At 53.5% G+C, this 15,070-nt stretch carries 14 protein-coding genes; 10 read left to right on the top strand and 4 right to left on the bottom strand.

The genetic code is table 11. The annotated features are described in order from the left end of the window. Positions 1–140: 140 nt before the first annotated feature. Entirely contained in the window at positions 141–815 is a 675-nt protein-coding gene (locus AC5JLP_RS11350; protein WP_496068047.1) for a DNA-3-methyladenine glycosylase, read from the bottom strand. Between the two features lie 61 nt (positions 816–876). Here AC5JLP_RS11350 and AC5JLP_RS11345 point away from each other — a divergent pair, with 61 nt between their 5' ends. The 3 genes from AC5JLP_RS11345 (at position 877) to AC5JLP_RS11335 (ending at position 4,702) form a co-directional block, all read left to right on the top strand. Continuing rightward, complete coding sequence (locus tag AC5JLP_RS11345; RefSeq protein ID WP_496068046.1) at positions 877–999, top strand: DUF8629 family protein; 123 nt, start codon at positions 877–879, stop codon at positions 997–999. A gap of 357 nt (positions 1,000–1,356) precedes the next feature. Next, complete coding sequence (locus tag AC5JLP_RS11340) at positions 1,357–3,132, top strand: MBL fold metallo-hydrolase (RefSeq protein WP_496068045.1); 1,776 nt, start codon at positions 1,357–1,359, stop codon at positions 3,130–3,132. A 220-nt stretch (positions 3,133–3,352) separates the two neighbouring features. Next, positions 3,353–4,702, top strand: coding sequence for an ABC transporter substrate-binding protein (locus AC5JLP_RS11335; RefSeq protein ID WP_496068044.1), 1,350 nt, complete (start codon positions 3,353–3,355; stop codon positions 4,700–4,702). Between the two features lie 100 nt (positions 4,703–4,802). Here the strand turns inward: AC5JLP_RS11335 and AC5JLP_RS11330 are convergent, their stop codons facing one another. Then, a complete protein-coding gene (locus AC5JLP_RS11330) occupies positions 4,803–5,744 on the bottom strand; it encodes a hypothetical protein (RefSeq protein ID WP_496068043.1) in 942 nt (313 codons plus the stop codon). 297 nt (positions 5,745–6,041) lie between these two features. On the opposite strand from AC5JLP_RS11330, the gene csaB reads away from it, so the two are divergent. Beyond that, positions 6,042–7,088, top strand: a complete 1,047-nt coding sequence (gene csaB, locus AC5JLP_RS11325; RefSeq protein WP_496068042.1) for a polysaccharide pyruvyl transferase CsaB — start codon at positions 6,042–6,044, stop codon at positions 7,086–7,088. Between the two features lie 139 nt (positions 7,089–7,227). Here csaB and AC5JLP_RS11320 read toward each other — a convergent pair whose 3' ends face one another. After that, positions 7,228–8,745: a glycosyltransferase family protein gene (locus AC5JLP_RS11320; RefSeq protein WP_496068041.1), complete on the bottom strand. Its 1,518-nt coding sequence runs from the start codon at positions 8,743–8,745 to the stop codon at positions 7,228–7,230. Positions 8,746–8,991: 246 nt separating this feature from the next. Between AC5JLP_RS11320 and purM the strand changes: the two genes are divergently transcribed. The 6 genes from purM to AC5JLP_RS11290 all read left to right on the top strand — a co-directional run bounded on the left by purM (position 8,992) and on the right by AC5JLP_RS11290 (position 14,528). Further along, positions 8,992–10,020 carry a phosphoribosylformylglycinamidine cyclo-ligase gene (gene purM, locus AC5JLP_RS11315; RefSeq protein ID WP_496068040.1) on the top strand — a complete coding sequence of 343 codons (1,029 nt, stop codon included), beginning with the start codon at positions 8,992–8,994 and terminating at the stop codon, positions 10,018–10,020. A 4-nt stretch (positions 10,021–10,024) separates the two neighbouring features. Beyond that, entirely contained in the window at positions 10,025–10,843 is an 819-nt protein-coding gene (gene rsmA / locus AC5JLP_RS11310) for a 16S rRNA (adenine(1518)-N(6)/adenine(1519)-N(6))-dimethyltransferase RsmA (RefSeq protein WP_496068039.1), read from the top strand. Positions 10,844–11,303: 460 nt separating this feature from the next. Then, positions 11,304–12,272 (top strand): 4-(cytidine 5'-diphospho)-2-C-methyl-D-erythritol kinase, encoded by a 969-nt coding sequence (ispE, locus tag AC5JLP_RS11305; protein WP_496068038.1) that lies wholly within the window; start codon positions 11,304–11,306, stop codon positions 12,270–12,272. Between the two features lie 75 nt (positions 12,273–12,347). Next, complete coding sequence (locus tag AC5JLP_RS11300) at positions 12,348–12,692, top strand: DUF3082 domain-containing protein (protein ID WP_496068037.1); 345 nt, start codon at positions 12,348–12,350, stop codon at positions 12,690–12,692. 242 nt (positions 12,693–12,934) lie between these two features. Beyond that, positions 12,935–14,050, top strand: coding sequence for a bifunctional DNA-binding transcriptional regulator/O6-methylguanine-DNA methyltransferase Ada (ada, locus tag AC5JLP_RS11295; protein WP_496068036.1), 1,116 nt, complete (start codon positions 12,935–12,937; stop codon positions 14,048–14,050). Between the two features lie 76 nt (positions 14,051–14,126). After that, complete coding sequence (locus AC5JLP_RS11290; RefSeq protein WP_496068035.1) at positions 14,127–14,528, top strand: DUF8822 family protein; 402 nt, start codon at positions 14,127–14,129, stop codon at positions 14,526–14,528. Between the two features lie 209 nt (positions 14,529–14,737). Here the strand turns inward: AC5JLP_RS11290 and rpsN are convergent, their stop codons facing one another. After that, positions 14,738–15,040 (bottom strand): 30S ribosomal protein S14, encoded by a 303-nt coding sequence (gene rpsN, locus AC5JLP_RS11285; protein ID WP_496068034.1) that lies wholly within the window; start codon positions 15,038–15,040, stop codon positions 14,738–14,740. Between the last annotated feature and the right edge of the window lie 30 nt (positions 15,041–15,070).

The raw sequence follows: 15,070 nt of genomic DNA, 5'->3' as shown, positions 1-15,070 counted from the left end.
TAGGGAGTAGGTTAAAGATTGAAAGCTAATCGCTAACCGTTGACCACTGATAGCTGACCGCTAACTGCTCAAAACCCTTTCCTCCTCTACCCCTTGCTCCCTCTGCCTTCTGCCTTCTGCCCTCTGCCTTTTACCAACAACTATTTCTTCGACACAGCGGGGCAATTTGCCAGATACCAGCGCCAGGGGAAATCAGCACCTTGAGTTAAGCCAATGCGGGTGGTTTGAACGAGGGCGATCGCTTGCTGCTCTAGAATGTGCTGAAATTTGGGACTGCGCTGTTCTAGCCACAGGGGTTGCCCAAGCTGTAGAGGGTGAGCCGTCAGGCTGAGGTCAATTTTGAGTGCGCGGCAGAGTTTGCCGGGACCAGCCGCAATGCGATGAGGCTTTGGCTCTTTTTGCGGGTCAATCCAGGGCGGAATGGTCTCTAGTTGGAGTGCCCGTATGAGAACAGCACTGGGCACCCCATCCAAATCGGTCACGACGTTTAAACAGTGGTACATGCCGTAGATGAGGTATACGTAGGTCATTCCAGCCGCACCAAACATGACTGCGTTGCGCTCGGTACGGCGGCGATAGGCATGGCAGGCGGGATCATCCGGCATGTAGGCTTCTGTTTCCACAAGGAGACCGCGCCAAATTGTGCCATCCGGTAGACGACGGACAAGGGTGCAACCGATAAGGTCAGGGGCAACGGCAGTAGAGGGACGAGCAAACCAGCCGGGTGTCAGCACCAAACTTGTTGCAAAATTCTGTGGATCGCTAGGATTCGCAAAAGATCGTTTTACAATCTTCGGAGGTTGAGAGTCTGGCACGATCGCCCTCTAGCACAACTGATGTCAATAACTTTCATAGTAGCCCTGGAGGCCCTTCAAAATGGATGTCAAATTAGTTCTAGTGGTTTTGACGGCTGTGTTTACAGTGGCATGCTTGTTTTTTGGCACCAAAAACGGCTTTTACGACACTGATAATTACCACGGCAATGGCTCTGCTCATTAATTTTGAGGTGGATGTGTGATTTCAGAGCAACCGCTTTGCTGAATGCAACATGCTGGACGCAGCACTCCGAATGCACCCGCTGGATGTAGCCTAGCAACCGCAGAACTATACCTTGCTAGCTGACGCTCTTTCAAACGGAGGCTTCAGGCTGCGCGATCGACGCGCAAAAGCTCCTGCTTGCATCGATGGATAAGAATCAGATGCTTCCTGCAAGTACCGTCGAGCATCGCCAGAGTGGTTACTCTATAGCGTAGTCTGGTTAGAGAGCGATGACTAACACAATACTTTGCCAACAGAGGCATGAGGCTGTTGGGCGTAGATGCTGTGTGAATCCCAGGGCGGGAAAGCGACGCGATCGTGAGTGAACTGGAATGCTTAGCGTATGGTGTTGGGGCAGATGAAGGGGTTTGTCTTCTGCTTAAGCTTGGGCGTTATCGGGTTTTGCTGGACTGCGGTTTGACCGATCTTTCCACACTCTTAGCTACAAAAGCGTCGCCACCAGCCGATTTGGTGCTATGCAGCCACGCGCATGCCGATCATGCAAGAGGGCTATTGGCACTGCATCAGGCGTTTCCTCAGCTACCGATCTATGCGAGTGAAGTCACCACTCAGTTTTTGCCGCTGAACTGGCCTACTGTTAACCCTAACGGTTCTTATGAGAAGGCTGACCCCGGCCATAGCATCTCTCTATGTCATGCACTGCCTTGGCGCACTTCAATCGAGTTCTTTGACGGGCTGAATGTTGAACTTTATCCTTCAGGGCATTTACCTGGAGCGACTTCGTTTTTGCTCACCTATACACCCCTACCAGAGGACGATCGCTCCCCTCGTGCTTACACCGTTCTATATACGGGTGATTTCTTTTTATCGAATGCCCGCCTGGTGGAGGGAATGCCGCTAGAAGAGTTACGTGGCCTTGAGCCAGATGTTTTAATCGTGGAGGGCAGCTATGGCACGGCACGACATCCCCACCGTCGGCAGCAAGAAAACCAGTTGGCAGAACGGATCGCGCGCGCGATCGCAGACAAGCAGTCCATTCTTCTTCCCGCTCCAGCGCTGGGGTTAGGGCAAGAGCTATTGATGCTACTGCGCAGCCACCACCACTTTACAGGTCGGGATATCGACATCTGGGTCGATGGCTCTGTGGCAGCAGGCTGTGATGCTTATTTGGAAATTCTGCCTCACTTGCCGACCTCGGTACAAAACTTTGCCCGTCATCAGGCTCTCTTTTGGGATGAACGCGTGCGTCCCCGTGTACGTCATCTCAACGCCAGTCGGCAGGTTTTACTGGCCCAACGTCCGTCGATCGTACTAACGGATGTTACGGCTGACCTGAGCCAATATTATGCAGATAATCCAGGTGCCTGGCTGGTGTTACAGCCGCAGGAACCGCACTATGGGAGGGATCAAGCAAGGGATGGAGGACAGGGGGCAGGGGAGAAGCCAGCGAGGCCAACGTCTACAGATACCGAATCACGCGATCGCGGACGTAACATTCCAGCGACAACGCAGCCTAGCTCGATTTTTCTACATCCCCTACCCCATACTGAAACGTACTTGCTTGCGCAACACTGCGATGGCCCTGGGACAACGCAATTGATTCATAACTTGCGACCACAGCACGTTGTGTTTGTGCACGGTTCGCCAACCTATCTGGCAGATTTGACTGGGTTGGAAGAACTGCACAACCGCTACCACCTGCATACCCCAGCAGCTAACAGTCTGGTCGAGCTGCCGATCGGGGAAACGTTTTTGCATGCAGCGGCTCCTGAAGCCAGCTATGAGGGCGAACTGACCGAGCTAAATATGAGCGTGACGATTACGCTGCCGGATGCGATTACCGTCGATCCACGCTGGCAGCAACTGGCTGATACCGGCTTGATAGAAGCTCGCTGGCAAGGCGATGAACTGGTGTTACGCGGGTTGCCCCAGCGAGAACTGCTGCGACCAAACGATCGCCTGCTGGACTGGATGGATGCGAACTCGCCGTTACGTAACTGCTGTGGTAACTGTCGCCACTATCGCAGTCAGCGCTGCTGGAATCAACTCTCACCACTATTTGAATTTAAAGTGACCCCAGATGGCTTCTGCCCGGTATTTGAACCCATCCAAACGCCAGAAGAACGAACGTAGACGCAGCAGTCAGCGTAGAAGTTTTGAGTTTTGAGTAGCGCTTTGCGCCGACAAGCTAGAGAGTTTTGAGTTGGAAGAGAGAGGTGAGAGGTGAGAGGTGTAAGAGTTTTGAATTTTCCCTATTTCCCCCTCCCTGCCCCCTACCTTCTACCTTCTGACTTACACCGATCGTCCATAGCCCCTAAACTATTAGGAAACGTTGAGGAGTTTAACTTTACCGATGAAACCACTCACTTCCGTGAATCAACTTAAACCTGCTAAAGCTGTCTCGCTAGCACTCGCTACGCTGGCGATCGGCTTTCTCGCGGCTTCCTGTCAAGAAGCCTCAGCACCCCCTGCTAATACCCCATCGGCAGGCGCTTCATCCCCCAGCGTTTCAGCCAGTGGTGGTGGAAACGGTCTCAAAATCGGGACGTTGCTTCCCGCGACGGGTGACTTGGCTTCTGTCGGGCAACCTATGCTGGCAGCCGTGCCTTTGCTGGTCGAAACTGTTAACAAGTGCGGTGGCGTGAATGGTGCTCCCGTCAACCTTTTACCCAACACCGATGACCAAACCGATCCCACAGCCGGGGCCGATGGTATGACCAAGCTGGCTGAAGTCGATAAAGTGGCTGGTGTCATTGGGTCGTTTGGCAGTAGTGTTTCGGCCGCCGCCATTCCGATCGCCATTCGCAACAAGGTCATGCTGGTATCGCCTGGCAGTACCAGTCCCGTCTTTACAGAGCGGGGCAAAAAGGGTGAATTTCAAGGTTACTGGGCACGCACCGCTCCACCAGATACCTATCAGGCACGCGCCTTGGCAAGGTTAGCCTATGAAAGAGGGATTCGACGGGCAGCGACGATCGTCATCAACAATGATTACGGCAGAGGCTTTGAGAAAGAATTTGTGCAAGCCTTCAAAAAGCTTGGCGGTACCGTCACCAACGAGGCAAAGCCCGCTCGTTATGACCCCAAAGCTACTACCTTTGAAACCGAAGTGCAAGCAGCGTTTGGCGGTAAACCTCAAGGGGTCGCAGCGGTTGCCTACGCCGAAACAGGCGCACTGTTGCTTAAAACAGCTTACCAGCAGGGCTTGAGCAAAGGCGTGCAGATTCTACTAACCGATGGGTCTAAATCGGATCAGTTTGCGTCGCAGGTGGGCAAAACGAGCGATGGCAAATTTATTCTGCAAGGCGCGGTTGGCACTATTCCTGGCGCGGACGGTAAAGCGCTGGATGCACTCACCAAACTCTGGCAAGCAAAGTACAACCAGGCCCCTGCTGCCTATGCTCCTCAAGCCTGGGATGCAGCAGCATTAGTAGTGCTTGCAGCTCAAGCGGCTAAAGCCAATACAGGCGATGCCATCAAGAGCACAATCCGGGAAGTGGCAGATGGCCCTGGTAAAGATGTCAGCGATGTCTGCGAAGGGCTAAAGCTGTTAAGCAAGGGTGAAAAGATCAACTACCAGGGCGCTAGCGGCAATGTCGATATTGATGATAGCGGCGATGTCTCTGGAGTCTACGACGTATGGGAAGTCGAAGCAGATGGCAAGTTGAAGACGGTGAGTAAGGTGAGTCCGGTGATTAACTAGGGAGTCAGGAGTCGGGAGTTGGGGTAGAGGGGGAGCAAGGGGAGCAGGGAAGCAAGGAAAATTCTGGCTCCTGACTTCTGCCTCCTCTCCTCTCCCCTCTCTAAAAACCCGCGAAGTTATAACCAATTCCAACGAGCACACCCAGCTCAATCCCGTTAATTAAGCCTGCATTTGCGCCTGCGGTGATGGTGAACTGAGAGGAAAGGGGAATATCAACACCGCCAGAGACGATGAGATCCGCATTTTTGCGATCGCCCGTCGAAAACGATGCGCCAAGCCCTACATACGGTGCAAAGCTTACACTTCCCGCACGCTCAACGGGAAAGTCAAGTGTGATGGGGAAGAGGAAGGTTGCGTCACCATTAATTAGCACGGCAGGACGCACAGAAATAGTTCTGGTTAAGCCAATTTTGCTCAGGATCGCGCCGCTAAAGCTACCGAGAGGCGTTCTGCCGATCGAGCCAATATTTGCGCCCACACCCACATAGCTAGAACCGGAGCGAGTGGCCCGACCGGGTTCGATCGATGGAATTTGGGCCACAGTGGTTGTCAAGGGTTCGGCGGCAGTCTGTGGCTCGGCAATGGCTGGAGCAGATGCCTGGAGATCAAGCGCAGCGGCTGATGTGGGTACGGTACCAGGCAACGGAACCGCTAAGGCTGTAGCAGTGGACGCGATCGGGCTAGCTGATACATCTGCCTGAGAGGGATCTGCTGTTTGGGTTGGCAGAACGGCTGACGGAGTGGCTGGCTCTAGTGCGGCGGCTAAGACAGCAGTTGTCGCCTGGGGTGTCACAGCACGACTGTTAAAAGAAGCAGCCTCTGGCAAGACTGGATGACTGGCTAGTTGAGTCGTATCAGCGATCTGTAGCATTGGGAGATCGGAAACTGGGTTGGTCGCTTCAGCGCGAACGGCTAACTGACCACACACGATCGCCGAAACAGCAAGACTTAAGGATAAACATAGACGTTCGATCACACCATTAATTTTCACAGCCACATCTCCACACTCATATAGCGGGTTAATTAGCCACAACTGGCGCATGGTTGAATGGTATCTAGTTGAACGATGTCTACACCGTCCACCCAATTTCTGCAACGGCTGTTGTAGCTTGACCAGACCACAGCAGACGGTATCAAAGCATTCCCCCGATGGCAGGTTGTTTCTAGGCTTATTTAATGCCGTGCGTGGCGGTAGCGAATCTCTCCTACGGTAGGCATAGCTCGGATGCTGCTGTAGATTTTCTTACCGGACCGGGTGTCAAAATCAGGGATGATTGGAGAGCGAATCGATGGGTCGCCATTCAACCCAAACGCAGACATTCAACGCTGAAACTTCAACATGGGCATCCGGGCAGTTTTGTGTGGGTATTACGGTCAGGGCAATGGTGGCGATGAAGCCTTGCTGGCCTCATTGCTGCAAATGCTGCCCGCGCAGGTTACGCCGATCGTGCTGTCGGGGAATCCTGCCCAAACCCGTGATCGCTACCAGGTGGAAGCGGTCGATCGCAAGAGCCTGGTTGCCGTCTTACAAGCGCTCCGCAAGTCCCAAGTCTTCATTTGGGGTGGCGGTAGTTTAATGCAGGATGCCACCAGTGCGCTGAGTCCGGTTTACTATGCGGGTCTGATGACCCTCGCGCAAAAGATGGGCTTAACCACGATCGCCTGGGCACAAGGCATTGGGCCGCTCCAGCGATCGCTCACGCAAGGGATGGCGAGACAAACCTTTGCAGGGTGCAATGCTATCAGTGTGCGCGATCACGGTTCGGCTGCCATGCTGGCGGAGTGGGGACTGCCCTTCACGCTGGCTCCTGATCCTGTTTGGGCGCTTGAATCATTGCCCGTAGAAGGCTTGTGGGATCTGCCAGCCCCTCGTGTTGCGGTCAACTTACGCTCCCATCCGCAACTCACGCCCGCACGGCTAGAAAGCCTGACTCAAGCGCTGATTGCCTTCCAAAAAGCCACCCAGACCTGTCTTCTGCTGGTGCCCTTTCAAGCTGCTCAAGATCTGGCGATCGCCGAAGCCATCCAGTCCCAGCTTCCCAGCGTCAGCCATCTTTTGCGTCTGGAAGACCCACAGCAATTAAAAGGCGTGTTTCGTGGCGTTGAAATGACGATCGCCATGCGCTTTCACGGCCTGATTATGGCAGCGGCTGAAGGCTGTCGTTGCTTTGCCCTCAGCTATGACCCCAAAGTCAGCAACCTGATGCAAGCCCTGGAACTTCCAGGCTGGGCACTCGCAGACATCCCCACTGACCCCAACACCATTAGCCAAATCTGGCTGCAACTCTACGCCAACGGTGAAGCCCTCTCTACCGATCAAATCCAGTTTCAGGTCGATCGGGCGTTGATCCATCGTGAGGTGTTGCGAAAGGCGATCCGGGCTTAAACTAATTCTCAGTTTTGAGTTTTGAGTTTTGAGTGCCCGAACCTACATGGCATCGCTGATTAGAGTGCATCATCTGTAGCTCAATGGAAGGGAAACGGTATTAGAGATAAGAATATGAAACATCAGCATTGGCGAGTGGTCAAAGCTGGTGTCCTTGCGGCGGAAAAATCTGCACAGGAGGGTGAAAGACTGGCTGGGGAAAGACCCCATCGACACCGCCTTGCTGAGGCTGGTAGAAATCTCCTGACAGTTGAGCATAGTGACTTGGGGGATGGTTGTTGTGGCGAATATCAATCTCTTTAAAGGTTCGTACCGTGCCAAAGCCAGGAATTGTGGCCTGGTGATGCTGGCAAAGAATATCACTGACGTACTGACCGTAGCCTTCTGGGCCGATCGCGTTCACATCCCTGGAAAAGTAAATGGGAACAGGATGGTGCAGGTAATAATAGCCCCCGGTTTCATACCATTCAGATTTCAGGTTCAGGACGGCACTCACATTTGGTTGCCTGGAGAGATAAAGATACCCCTCCAGTAATGGGTTCCTGCTAGTCAAAACGGTGGTGTCTAAAATGCTGAAGCAGGCATAAGCGACCAAAAGCACGGCTAAAGCTTGAGGAATGCGGGCATACGTCCGAGGATATCTCTGGCAGAACTGCTGGAGATACCAATAGGCGATCGCGGTCAGCAACAGGCAAAGCGGTACAGCCGCAAACACAAAGCGATATTCTTTATGAGCAATCAATGAATGGGTGACCAGAATACTCGCTAAAAGGCTGAGCCATAACGCCAGTAGAGGGACTCGTTTTCTGACTGCTACGACAATGCTCAGCGGGAAAATCCCTGCTGAAGAGAGTGTCAGCCGCTCAAAATAGTAGAAAAGAGGATCTCTGCCAAAAAGATTGCTGACACCATAGACCTGGTTATACAAGTAGTTGTGGTAGTAACTGCCAAACCATAATCCCCAGGTCAAATAGTCGATGTAGCCCACCAAGCCCACAGTGACGATAAACGCGGCTGTCGCGATCGCCATTTGGCTGAGATGCGATCGCCAAAGCACGATCATGGCAACGCTCAAAACCAGGATTGCAGGCGCATATTGTAACCGTAGGGCGATCGTGCCTGCACCCATCACGCCCAGCCCCAGTGCCGTTTGCCAGCGAGGGTAGCTAACCAGACACACTAGCGCCCCGACCATCAGATAGGCAGCGAGACATTCGGGTGTTGATTTGGGGGCAAACACCATCAATTCATACCAAAAACAGGCAATCAGCGCCGCAATGCGTCCCACAGGCTCAGAAACAACGGTTCGGCCCAAAGCATACAGCCCATAAATTAATGAAAGCGAAAGCAAACAGAGAATTGCTTTGATGAATGGAATATAAATATCAGGACTATCTAGCTGAAGTGCTTTCAGTAGCCTTAGAGGTATAGATAACGTGATAGGAATGATCAGGTTACGGATACCAAAGCGATATTCCCAGGGAATATAGCCGTACCCAAAGACCATGCGATGGGCCTGTTCTAAATACTGAAAAATTTCATCTGGGTGATACCCCCGATCCGAGAAGAAGACCAGTACCAGGCGCAAAAATAACCCGATCGCAGCAACAGCATGGATATAAGGCCACCAGGGTTGTTTTTCAGAATGATGGTTCACACGGTACTAAAGCGATTGGATCAAAGCATCCCTAAACGGGGCAATTGACCGGATTGCGTCTAAATTGTACGTCCTAGACGAGTGTACGCTCCAAACGAGTTCGGAGTTTCCCACGCGCTCGAAAGACAGAATCAGTCTCTCCTGCTGTCGTTGGCTAAACGGAACCATTGAGCATCGCTCTCTCTCGCTTTTCGCCACCAAGCCAAGTAAAATACAACCTGCGACGATCGCCCAAGGGCAGTTGACATGGATTATCGAGAAGCGGGTGTAGACGTAGAAGCAGGACGGGCGTTTGTGCAACGTATCCGCAGCATGGTAGACAGCACTACGCGACCAGAAGTTTTGGGCAACGTTGGTGGCTTTAGTGGACTGTTTCAGCTTCCGGTGGGGTATCGGGAGCCTGTATTGGTGTCCGGTACCGATGGAGTGGGAACAAAGCTTAAGTTAGCCCACACCCTCGATCGCCACGACACCGTTGGCATTGATCTCGTCGCTATGTGTGTAAACGATGTGTTGACCTGTGGCGCAGAGCCGCTGTTTTTTTTGGATTATTTAGCCACAGGTAAACTCAACTCAGAGCAACTGGCGCAGGTAGTAACGGGCATTACAGATGGCTGTAAGCAGGCAGGCTGTGCGCTGCTGGGGGGCGAAACAGCAGAAATGCCTGGGTTCTACCAGTCGGGTGAATACGATTTAGCCGGATTCTGCGTTGGCATTGGGGAGAAAAGCGCCCTTCTGGATGGATCGCAGGTGCAAGTGGGCGATGTGGCGATCGGGCTTGCCAGTCAAGGCGTTCACAGCAATGGCTTCAGTTTGGTGCGAAAGATTGTGGGCGATCGTGGCTACGACTGGGGCGATCGTCCTGCGATCTTCGATGGCAAAACCCTGGGTGACGTATTGCTCACACCCACGCAAATCTACGTAAAGCCAATTCTGGGTGCGCTCAAGCAAGGCATTCCCATTCACGGCATGGCGCATATCACGGGAGGCGGACTGCCAGAAAATCTGCCACGCTGTTTAGGTGCAGGCCAATCAATCGCCGTCGAATCGTCTGCCTGGAACGTACAGCCCGTTTTTCAGTGGTTAGCGGCTGAGGGGAATGTTTCTCCCCGATCGATGTTCCACACCTTCAACATGGGCATTGGCTTTGTGGTATTGGTGCCAGCCGTTCAGGTCACGACCACGATGCAGTACTTTGCCGATCAGAATATCGCTGCTTTTGCGATCGGCGAGGTGATTGCTGGGAACGGCGGCGTTGTGGGTTTACCGGAGTAACCCTGTGCCCCAACCGCGTAAAAAGTTTGCCCAACATTGGCTTCGCAGCGAAAAAGCCCTCAATAGTATCGTGAACGCCGCCACGTTGAACGAGCACGATCGTGTCCTGGAAATTGGCCCCGGTACTGGCATTTTGACCCGCCAATTGCTGCCGCTAGCCCAAGCCGTAGTAGCTGTGGAAATTGACCGCGATCTGTGCGATCGTCTCGCCCAAAAGCTGGGTCAAACCGAGCACTTTCTGCTGTTGCAGGGCGATTTCCTAACACTCGATCTTGATACCCTACTCGTGCCGTTTCCAGCCTTCCAAAACCCTAATAAAGTCGTTGCCAACATTCCCTACAACATTACAGGCCCGATCATCGAGAAGCTATTGGGGACGATCGCGGCCCCCAATCCCCACCCCTTTGATGCGATCGTCTTGCTCGTGCAAAAAGAAGTCGCCCTGCGCCTGTGCAGCAAGCCCGGTTCCACCCATTTTGGTGCGCTATCCGTGCGGGTGCAGTATCTCGCAGAGTGCCAGTTTATTTGCGATGTCCCAGCCAAAGCCTTTCAGCCACCGCCCAAAGTTGATTCTGCCGTCATTCGTCTCCATCCACGTCCTATCACAACCCCTGCCCACAACCCACGTCATCTGGAGACGATCGTCAAAGCTGGGTTTGCCAGCAAGCGCAAAATGTTGCGAAACAACTTGAAAAGTCTCGTCGAGGGCGATCGGCTCACCCACTTACTGGAACAATTAAACGTAAACCCACAAGTCCGCGCCGAAGACCTGAGCGTCGAGCAATGGGTTGCGTTGAGCAATGAGTTGCAGGGGAGTGGGTAGGAGGTAGAAGGCAGAAGGGCGGGAGTGGGGAGTAGGGTAAAAATTAAAAGCTAATCGCTGGCCGCTGACGGCTGATCGCTCAAAAATGAAGCAGAAAGCAGAGGGTAGAGAGCAGAAGAATCCTTCAAACTCGACTTTTTGACTTCCAAGCTCGACCTTTCGACCTCCAAGCTCCGTCTTTTGAGTTCCAGGCTCCATCTTCCGCGTTCAGAGCTTCACCTTCCGACCTCCAAGCTCCATCTTCCGACCTCCAAGCTCCATCTTCCGCGTTCCAAGCTTCATCTTGCGAGCTCAGAGCTTCACCTTCCGACCTTCAAGCTCGACCTTTCGACCTCCAGGCTCCATCTTCCGCGTTCCAAACTCGATACCACGACCTTCAAACTAGACACTTCGAGTTCAAACCCTGGCCTCTCAAACTCAAAACTCAAAACTGCTCTCCCTACTCCCCACTCCCTTCCCCATGCGCTCCTACTCCCTTCTTGCTCCGGCCAAAATTAACCTGTATCTGGAAATCCTCGGTGATCACATGACGGGGGGCGACGATTCGCGGCCTTCTGGGTTTCACGAGATGGTGATGGTGCTGCAAAGCGTAAGTTTGACCGATCGCATTCAGGTGCGGGCAAGCGGGACGGACGCCATTCGGGTTCATTGCGCTCATCCCCAGGTGCCGAATGATGCGACCAATTTGGCCTATCGAGCGGCAGCTTTGATGAGCAAGCAATTTCCCGCTTGTTTTGCGCGTTACGGTGGGGTTGATATCACGATCAAAAAGCAGATTCCAGTGGGGGCTGGGCTGGCGGGAGGGTCGAGCAATGCTGCTGCGGTGCTGGTGGGGGTAGATTTGCTGTGGGAGCTGGGTCTTACCCGTGACGAGTTGCAGGAGTTGGGTGCAGTGCTCGGCTCTGATGTGCCGTTTTGCATTGCGGGCGGCACAGCCCTTGCGACTGGACGCGGTGAACAGTTGGATGCGTTAACTGCGTTGACTGACCTATACGTAGTGCTGGCAAAGTATCGCAGTCTGTCGGTTTCGACGGCGTGGGCATACACTACCTACCGCCAATGGTTTGGCGACTCTTATTTACGTCGTGGGGGTGACCTGGAGCAACGCCGACAGCAGGTGCACGCCAGCCCTATGATGGCCGCGATCGCCCAACGAGACAGCGCCAAAATTGGTCAACGGTTGCGAAATGATTTAGAAAAAGTGGTGTTGCCAGCACATTCCCAGGTGTTGCAGTTACGAGAAGCCTTTCAGCGGCTCAACCCGATCGGCACGATGATGTCGGGTTCTGGCCCCACTGTGTTTGCGCTGGCAGAATCTCAGGCTCAGGCAGAAGCCTTACAGGATGGAGTACAGCAAGCGATCGCCAACACCGATCTGGAATTTTGGCTGGCAAAATTTAATCCGTCTGGCATTCAAATAGTAGAGTAGAAGCATGGACGTGTTCAAGCCTGTCGCGTGCAGCCTGCTTTTCACTTCGCCTCCTGACCTCTACCTTCTACTCCCATGAGTGAACCCACCAACCTTACTGATCCGGCTGTTCAAGTCTCTAAAGAAGGGGCACCCGCACCCAGCCCGCTACGATGTGTGGGTGGTTCGCTGGTAGCAGGTGGCATTGCGATCGTCCTCTACCGCTTGACCACCTCCATCGCGATCGCCTTCGCATCCAAGCCTTTGCAAACGGACAATTTCACCACTCAACGCATCTCTGCCGCCGTTCGGACGTTAATTATTGGGCTAAGTTCACTGGGCACTGGCATTTTTGCCCTGGCAGCCTTCGGTCTCTTTGCGTTAGGCATTCAACTGCTCATTCAACGCTCCAAGGACGCCGCACCTCCCGAAAATTCGTGAACCGAGGGCAAGGTTTGGGGTGCAGGGGCAAGGCGCAGGGGAGGCAGAGGGGGCAGGAGAAGCGGCGGGAATGGAGCGTGGGGAGTAGGGAAAATTCAAAGCTCTTACACCTCCCACCTCTCTTCCAACTCAAAACTGATAACTGGTACAAGATACTGCTCCCGAATGACACCGCAAGAAACCGATAGTGCTTGCCCTGCAATTTTTCGAGAATAGACCTGTAGCACTTTCCAGGTAACGCCATGATGAAGCTGATGGCAATGGACATGAGCACTGGTCTCACTGAAGCATTGAGCGCTGGTCTGACTGAAGCAGAGTGCTGGGCCGCGATCGTTCACCGTGATCCCAGCACCGAAGGATCTTTTCTCTACGCCGTGCAAACAACGGGGGTTTATTGCCGCCCTACCTGCGCTTCGCGGCAACCCAAGCGAGAAAATGTGCGCTTTTTCGTCAGTTGTGACGAGGCTGAAGCGGCTGGCTTTCGCCCTTGCAAGCGGTGTCGTCCGCGATCGGCCTCTCCGCAACAACAACAGGCAGAGACGATCGCCGCTATCTGTCAGCAGATTGAAGCCGCAGAGACACCACCGTCATTAGAGGCAATGGCGCAAAGGGCAGGACTCAGTGTTTACCATTTCCATCGGGTTTTCAAAGCCGTTGTGGGCGTTACCCCCAAGCAATACGCCTCTGCCCATCGCGCTCAACGCCTTCGCCAACATCTGCAGGAGCATCCCACTGTGACACAAGCAATGTACGACGCTGGCTTTGAAACCAGCAGCAATTTTTACGACCAATCAGCAACGCTGCTAGGCATGTCTCCTTCTCAATATCAGCAAGGGGCAAAGGGTGTTGCCATTCATTACACGGTGCAACCCTGCTGGCTAGGCTGGGTTCTCGTCGCAGCGACCGCAAAAGGTATCTGCGCGATCGCCCTGGGTGATACCCCTGAAGCGCTAAGCGCGCACCTTGAGACAACCTTTCCCAACGCTCAATTGTGCGAAGGTGATCGGGCGTTTGCAGGCTGGGTCGAACAGGTGCTGCATTTGATTGAAACACCCCAGCAAGCCATTGATCTCCCACTAGATATTCAAGGAACCGCCTTTCAGCAGCAGGTATGGCAGGCGCTACAAGCGATCGCGCTGGGGACAACGATCAGTTACAGCGACCTGGCAAAGCGCATCGGCAAACCCAAAGCCGTCCGAGCTGTCGCAAACGCCTGTGCCAACAATCAGATTGCAGTTGTGATTCCCTGCCATCGAGTCGTGGGCAGTGACGGCAACCTGAGAGGCTATCGGTGGGGCCGCGATCGCAAACAGGCGCTTCTGACCAGAGAAAAAGCCAGCCGCTCTCAAGAGTTTTGAGTTTTGAATTTTCCCTACTTTCCTCGCCCCGCTCTCGCCGCTTCCCCGGCCCCCGGTTCCCTACCCCCTCCTCCCTTTGACTGCCCAAACACGTCCCCACCAGTCGTACACTAGGAACAGCAACCGTGTGAGAGATGCGATCGCGCCGATGGTTGAACCAATTCCACCGATTACCTTACCGCCTGCCCAAAACCCTGTGCAAGAAGGGGAATGGCTAAAAATTGCGCTATTGGGCTGGCTCAATCAAGAATTCATTCCTGAAGACGCTAACCAGCACATCGCAAAACGCGCTGCTCAGATCTTTGTCCGGCAGCGCATGGAGGGAGAGAATGATCTCGGTTCGCTGGTAATGGCGATCGTCACCGAGATGGAATCCTTTGATTTTTCAAACAGCTTTTTTGGCGAATTTGCCGTTGCCAACGCCGTCAGCGACTTACTGCTGGACAGCCTGGGCATCGATCGCTGTTGTGGACAGTGACAGAAGTTTTGAGTTTTGAATTTAGGACTTACGCAAAAGCGGTCAATCTTTCGCCCCCTTAGCCCCCGATTCTAGGGGAAACGAGCCAATTAAAGCTCCCAGAATTGGGGGTTTGGGGCAAATGCGTAAGTCCTAGAAAATTAAAAAAATACTTGATGCAAAGTGAACTTTGCAAAAACCGAACTCAATACTCAAAACTCTTTTCCGCACTACCAGCTAGACTTCACCACACCGGGCAAAAGCCCCTGGTGCGCCATTTCGCGCAAAACGTGGCGAGACAACCCAAAATCGCGGTAGTAGCCTCTAGAACGACCCGTTACCCAGCAACGATTGCGAACGCGGGTGGGAGCGCTGTTGCGAGGAAGCTGCTGAATTTGGCGGTGAATGGTTAGCTTTTGCTGTTGTGATGTCGCCGTTGCAAACTGCTCCAGCAAGTCTGCACGCTTCTCGGCATACTTTGCCACCAGCTTCTTGCGCTTGTTCTCGCGCTCAATCATGCTCTTTTTAGCCATGAGTCATTCCGATGCTCTTTGATGTTTAAG

Source organism: Stenomitos rutilans (assembly GCF_059505485.1).
The sequence above is the reverse complement of the archived record's forward strand: the minus strand, read 5'-3'. Positions and strand labels throughout refer to the sequence as shown.

What these genes read in the sequence shown, in the direction of transcription:
- AC5JLP_RS11345 (WP_496068046.1), top strand. Translation starts at nt 877, where the DNA reads ATGGATGTCAAATTAGTTCTAGTGGTTTTGACGGCTGTGTTTACAGTG.
- AC5JLP_RS11335 (WP_496068044.1), top strand. Translation starts at nt 3,353, where the DNA reads ATGAAACCACTCACTTCCGTGAATCAACTTAAACCTGCTAAAGCTGTC.
- AC5JLP_RS11330 (WP_496068043.1), bottom strand. Translation starts at nt 5,744, where the DNA reads ATGCGCCAGTTGTGGCTAATTAACCCGCTATATGAGTGTGGAGATGTG.
- csaB (WP_496068042.1), top strand. Translation starts at nt 6,042, where the DNA reads ATGGGCATCCGGGCAGTTTTGTGTGGGTATTACGGTCAGGGCAATGGT.
- purM (WP_496068040.1), top strand. Translation starts at nt 8,992, where the DNA reads ATGGATTATCGAGAAGCGGGTGTAGACGTAGAAGCAGGACGGGCGTTT.
- ispE (WP_496068038.1), top strand. Translation starts at nt 11,304, where the DNA reads ATGCGCTCCTACTCCCTTCTTGCTCCGGCCAAAATTAACCTGTATCTG.
- AC5JLP_RS11300 (WP_496068037.1), top strand. Translation starts at nt 12,348, where the DNA reads ATGAGTGAACCCACCAACCTTACTGATCCGGCTGTTCAAGTCTCTAAA.
- ada (WP_496068036.1), top strand. Translation starts at nt 12,935, where the DNA reads ATGATGAAGCTGATGGCAATGGACATGAGCACTGGTCTCACTGAAGCA.
- rpsN (WP_496068034.1), bottom strand. Translation starts at nt 15,040, where the DNA reads ATGGCTAAAAAGAGCATGATTGAGCGCGAGAACAAGCGCAAGAAGCTG.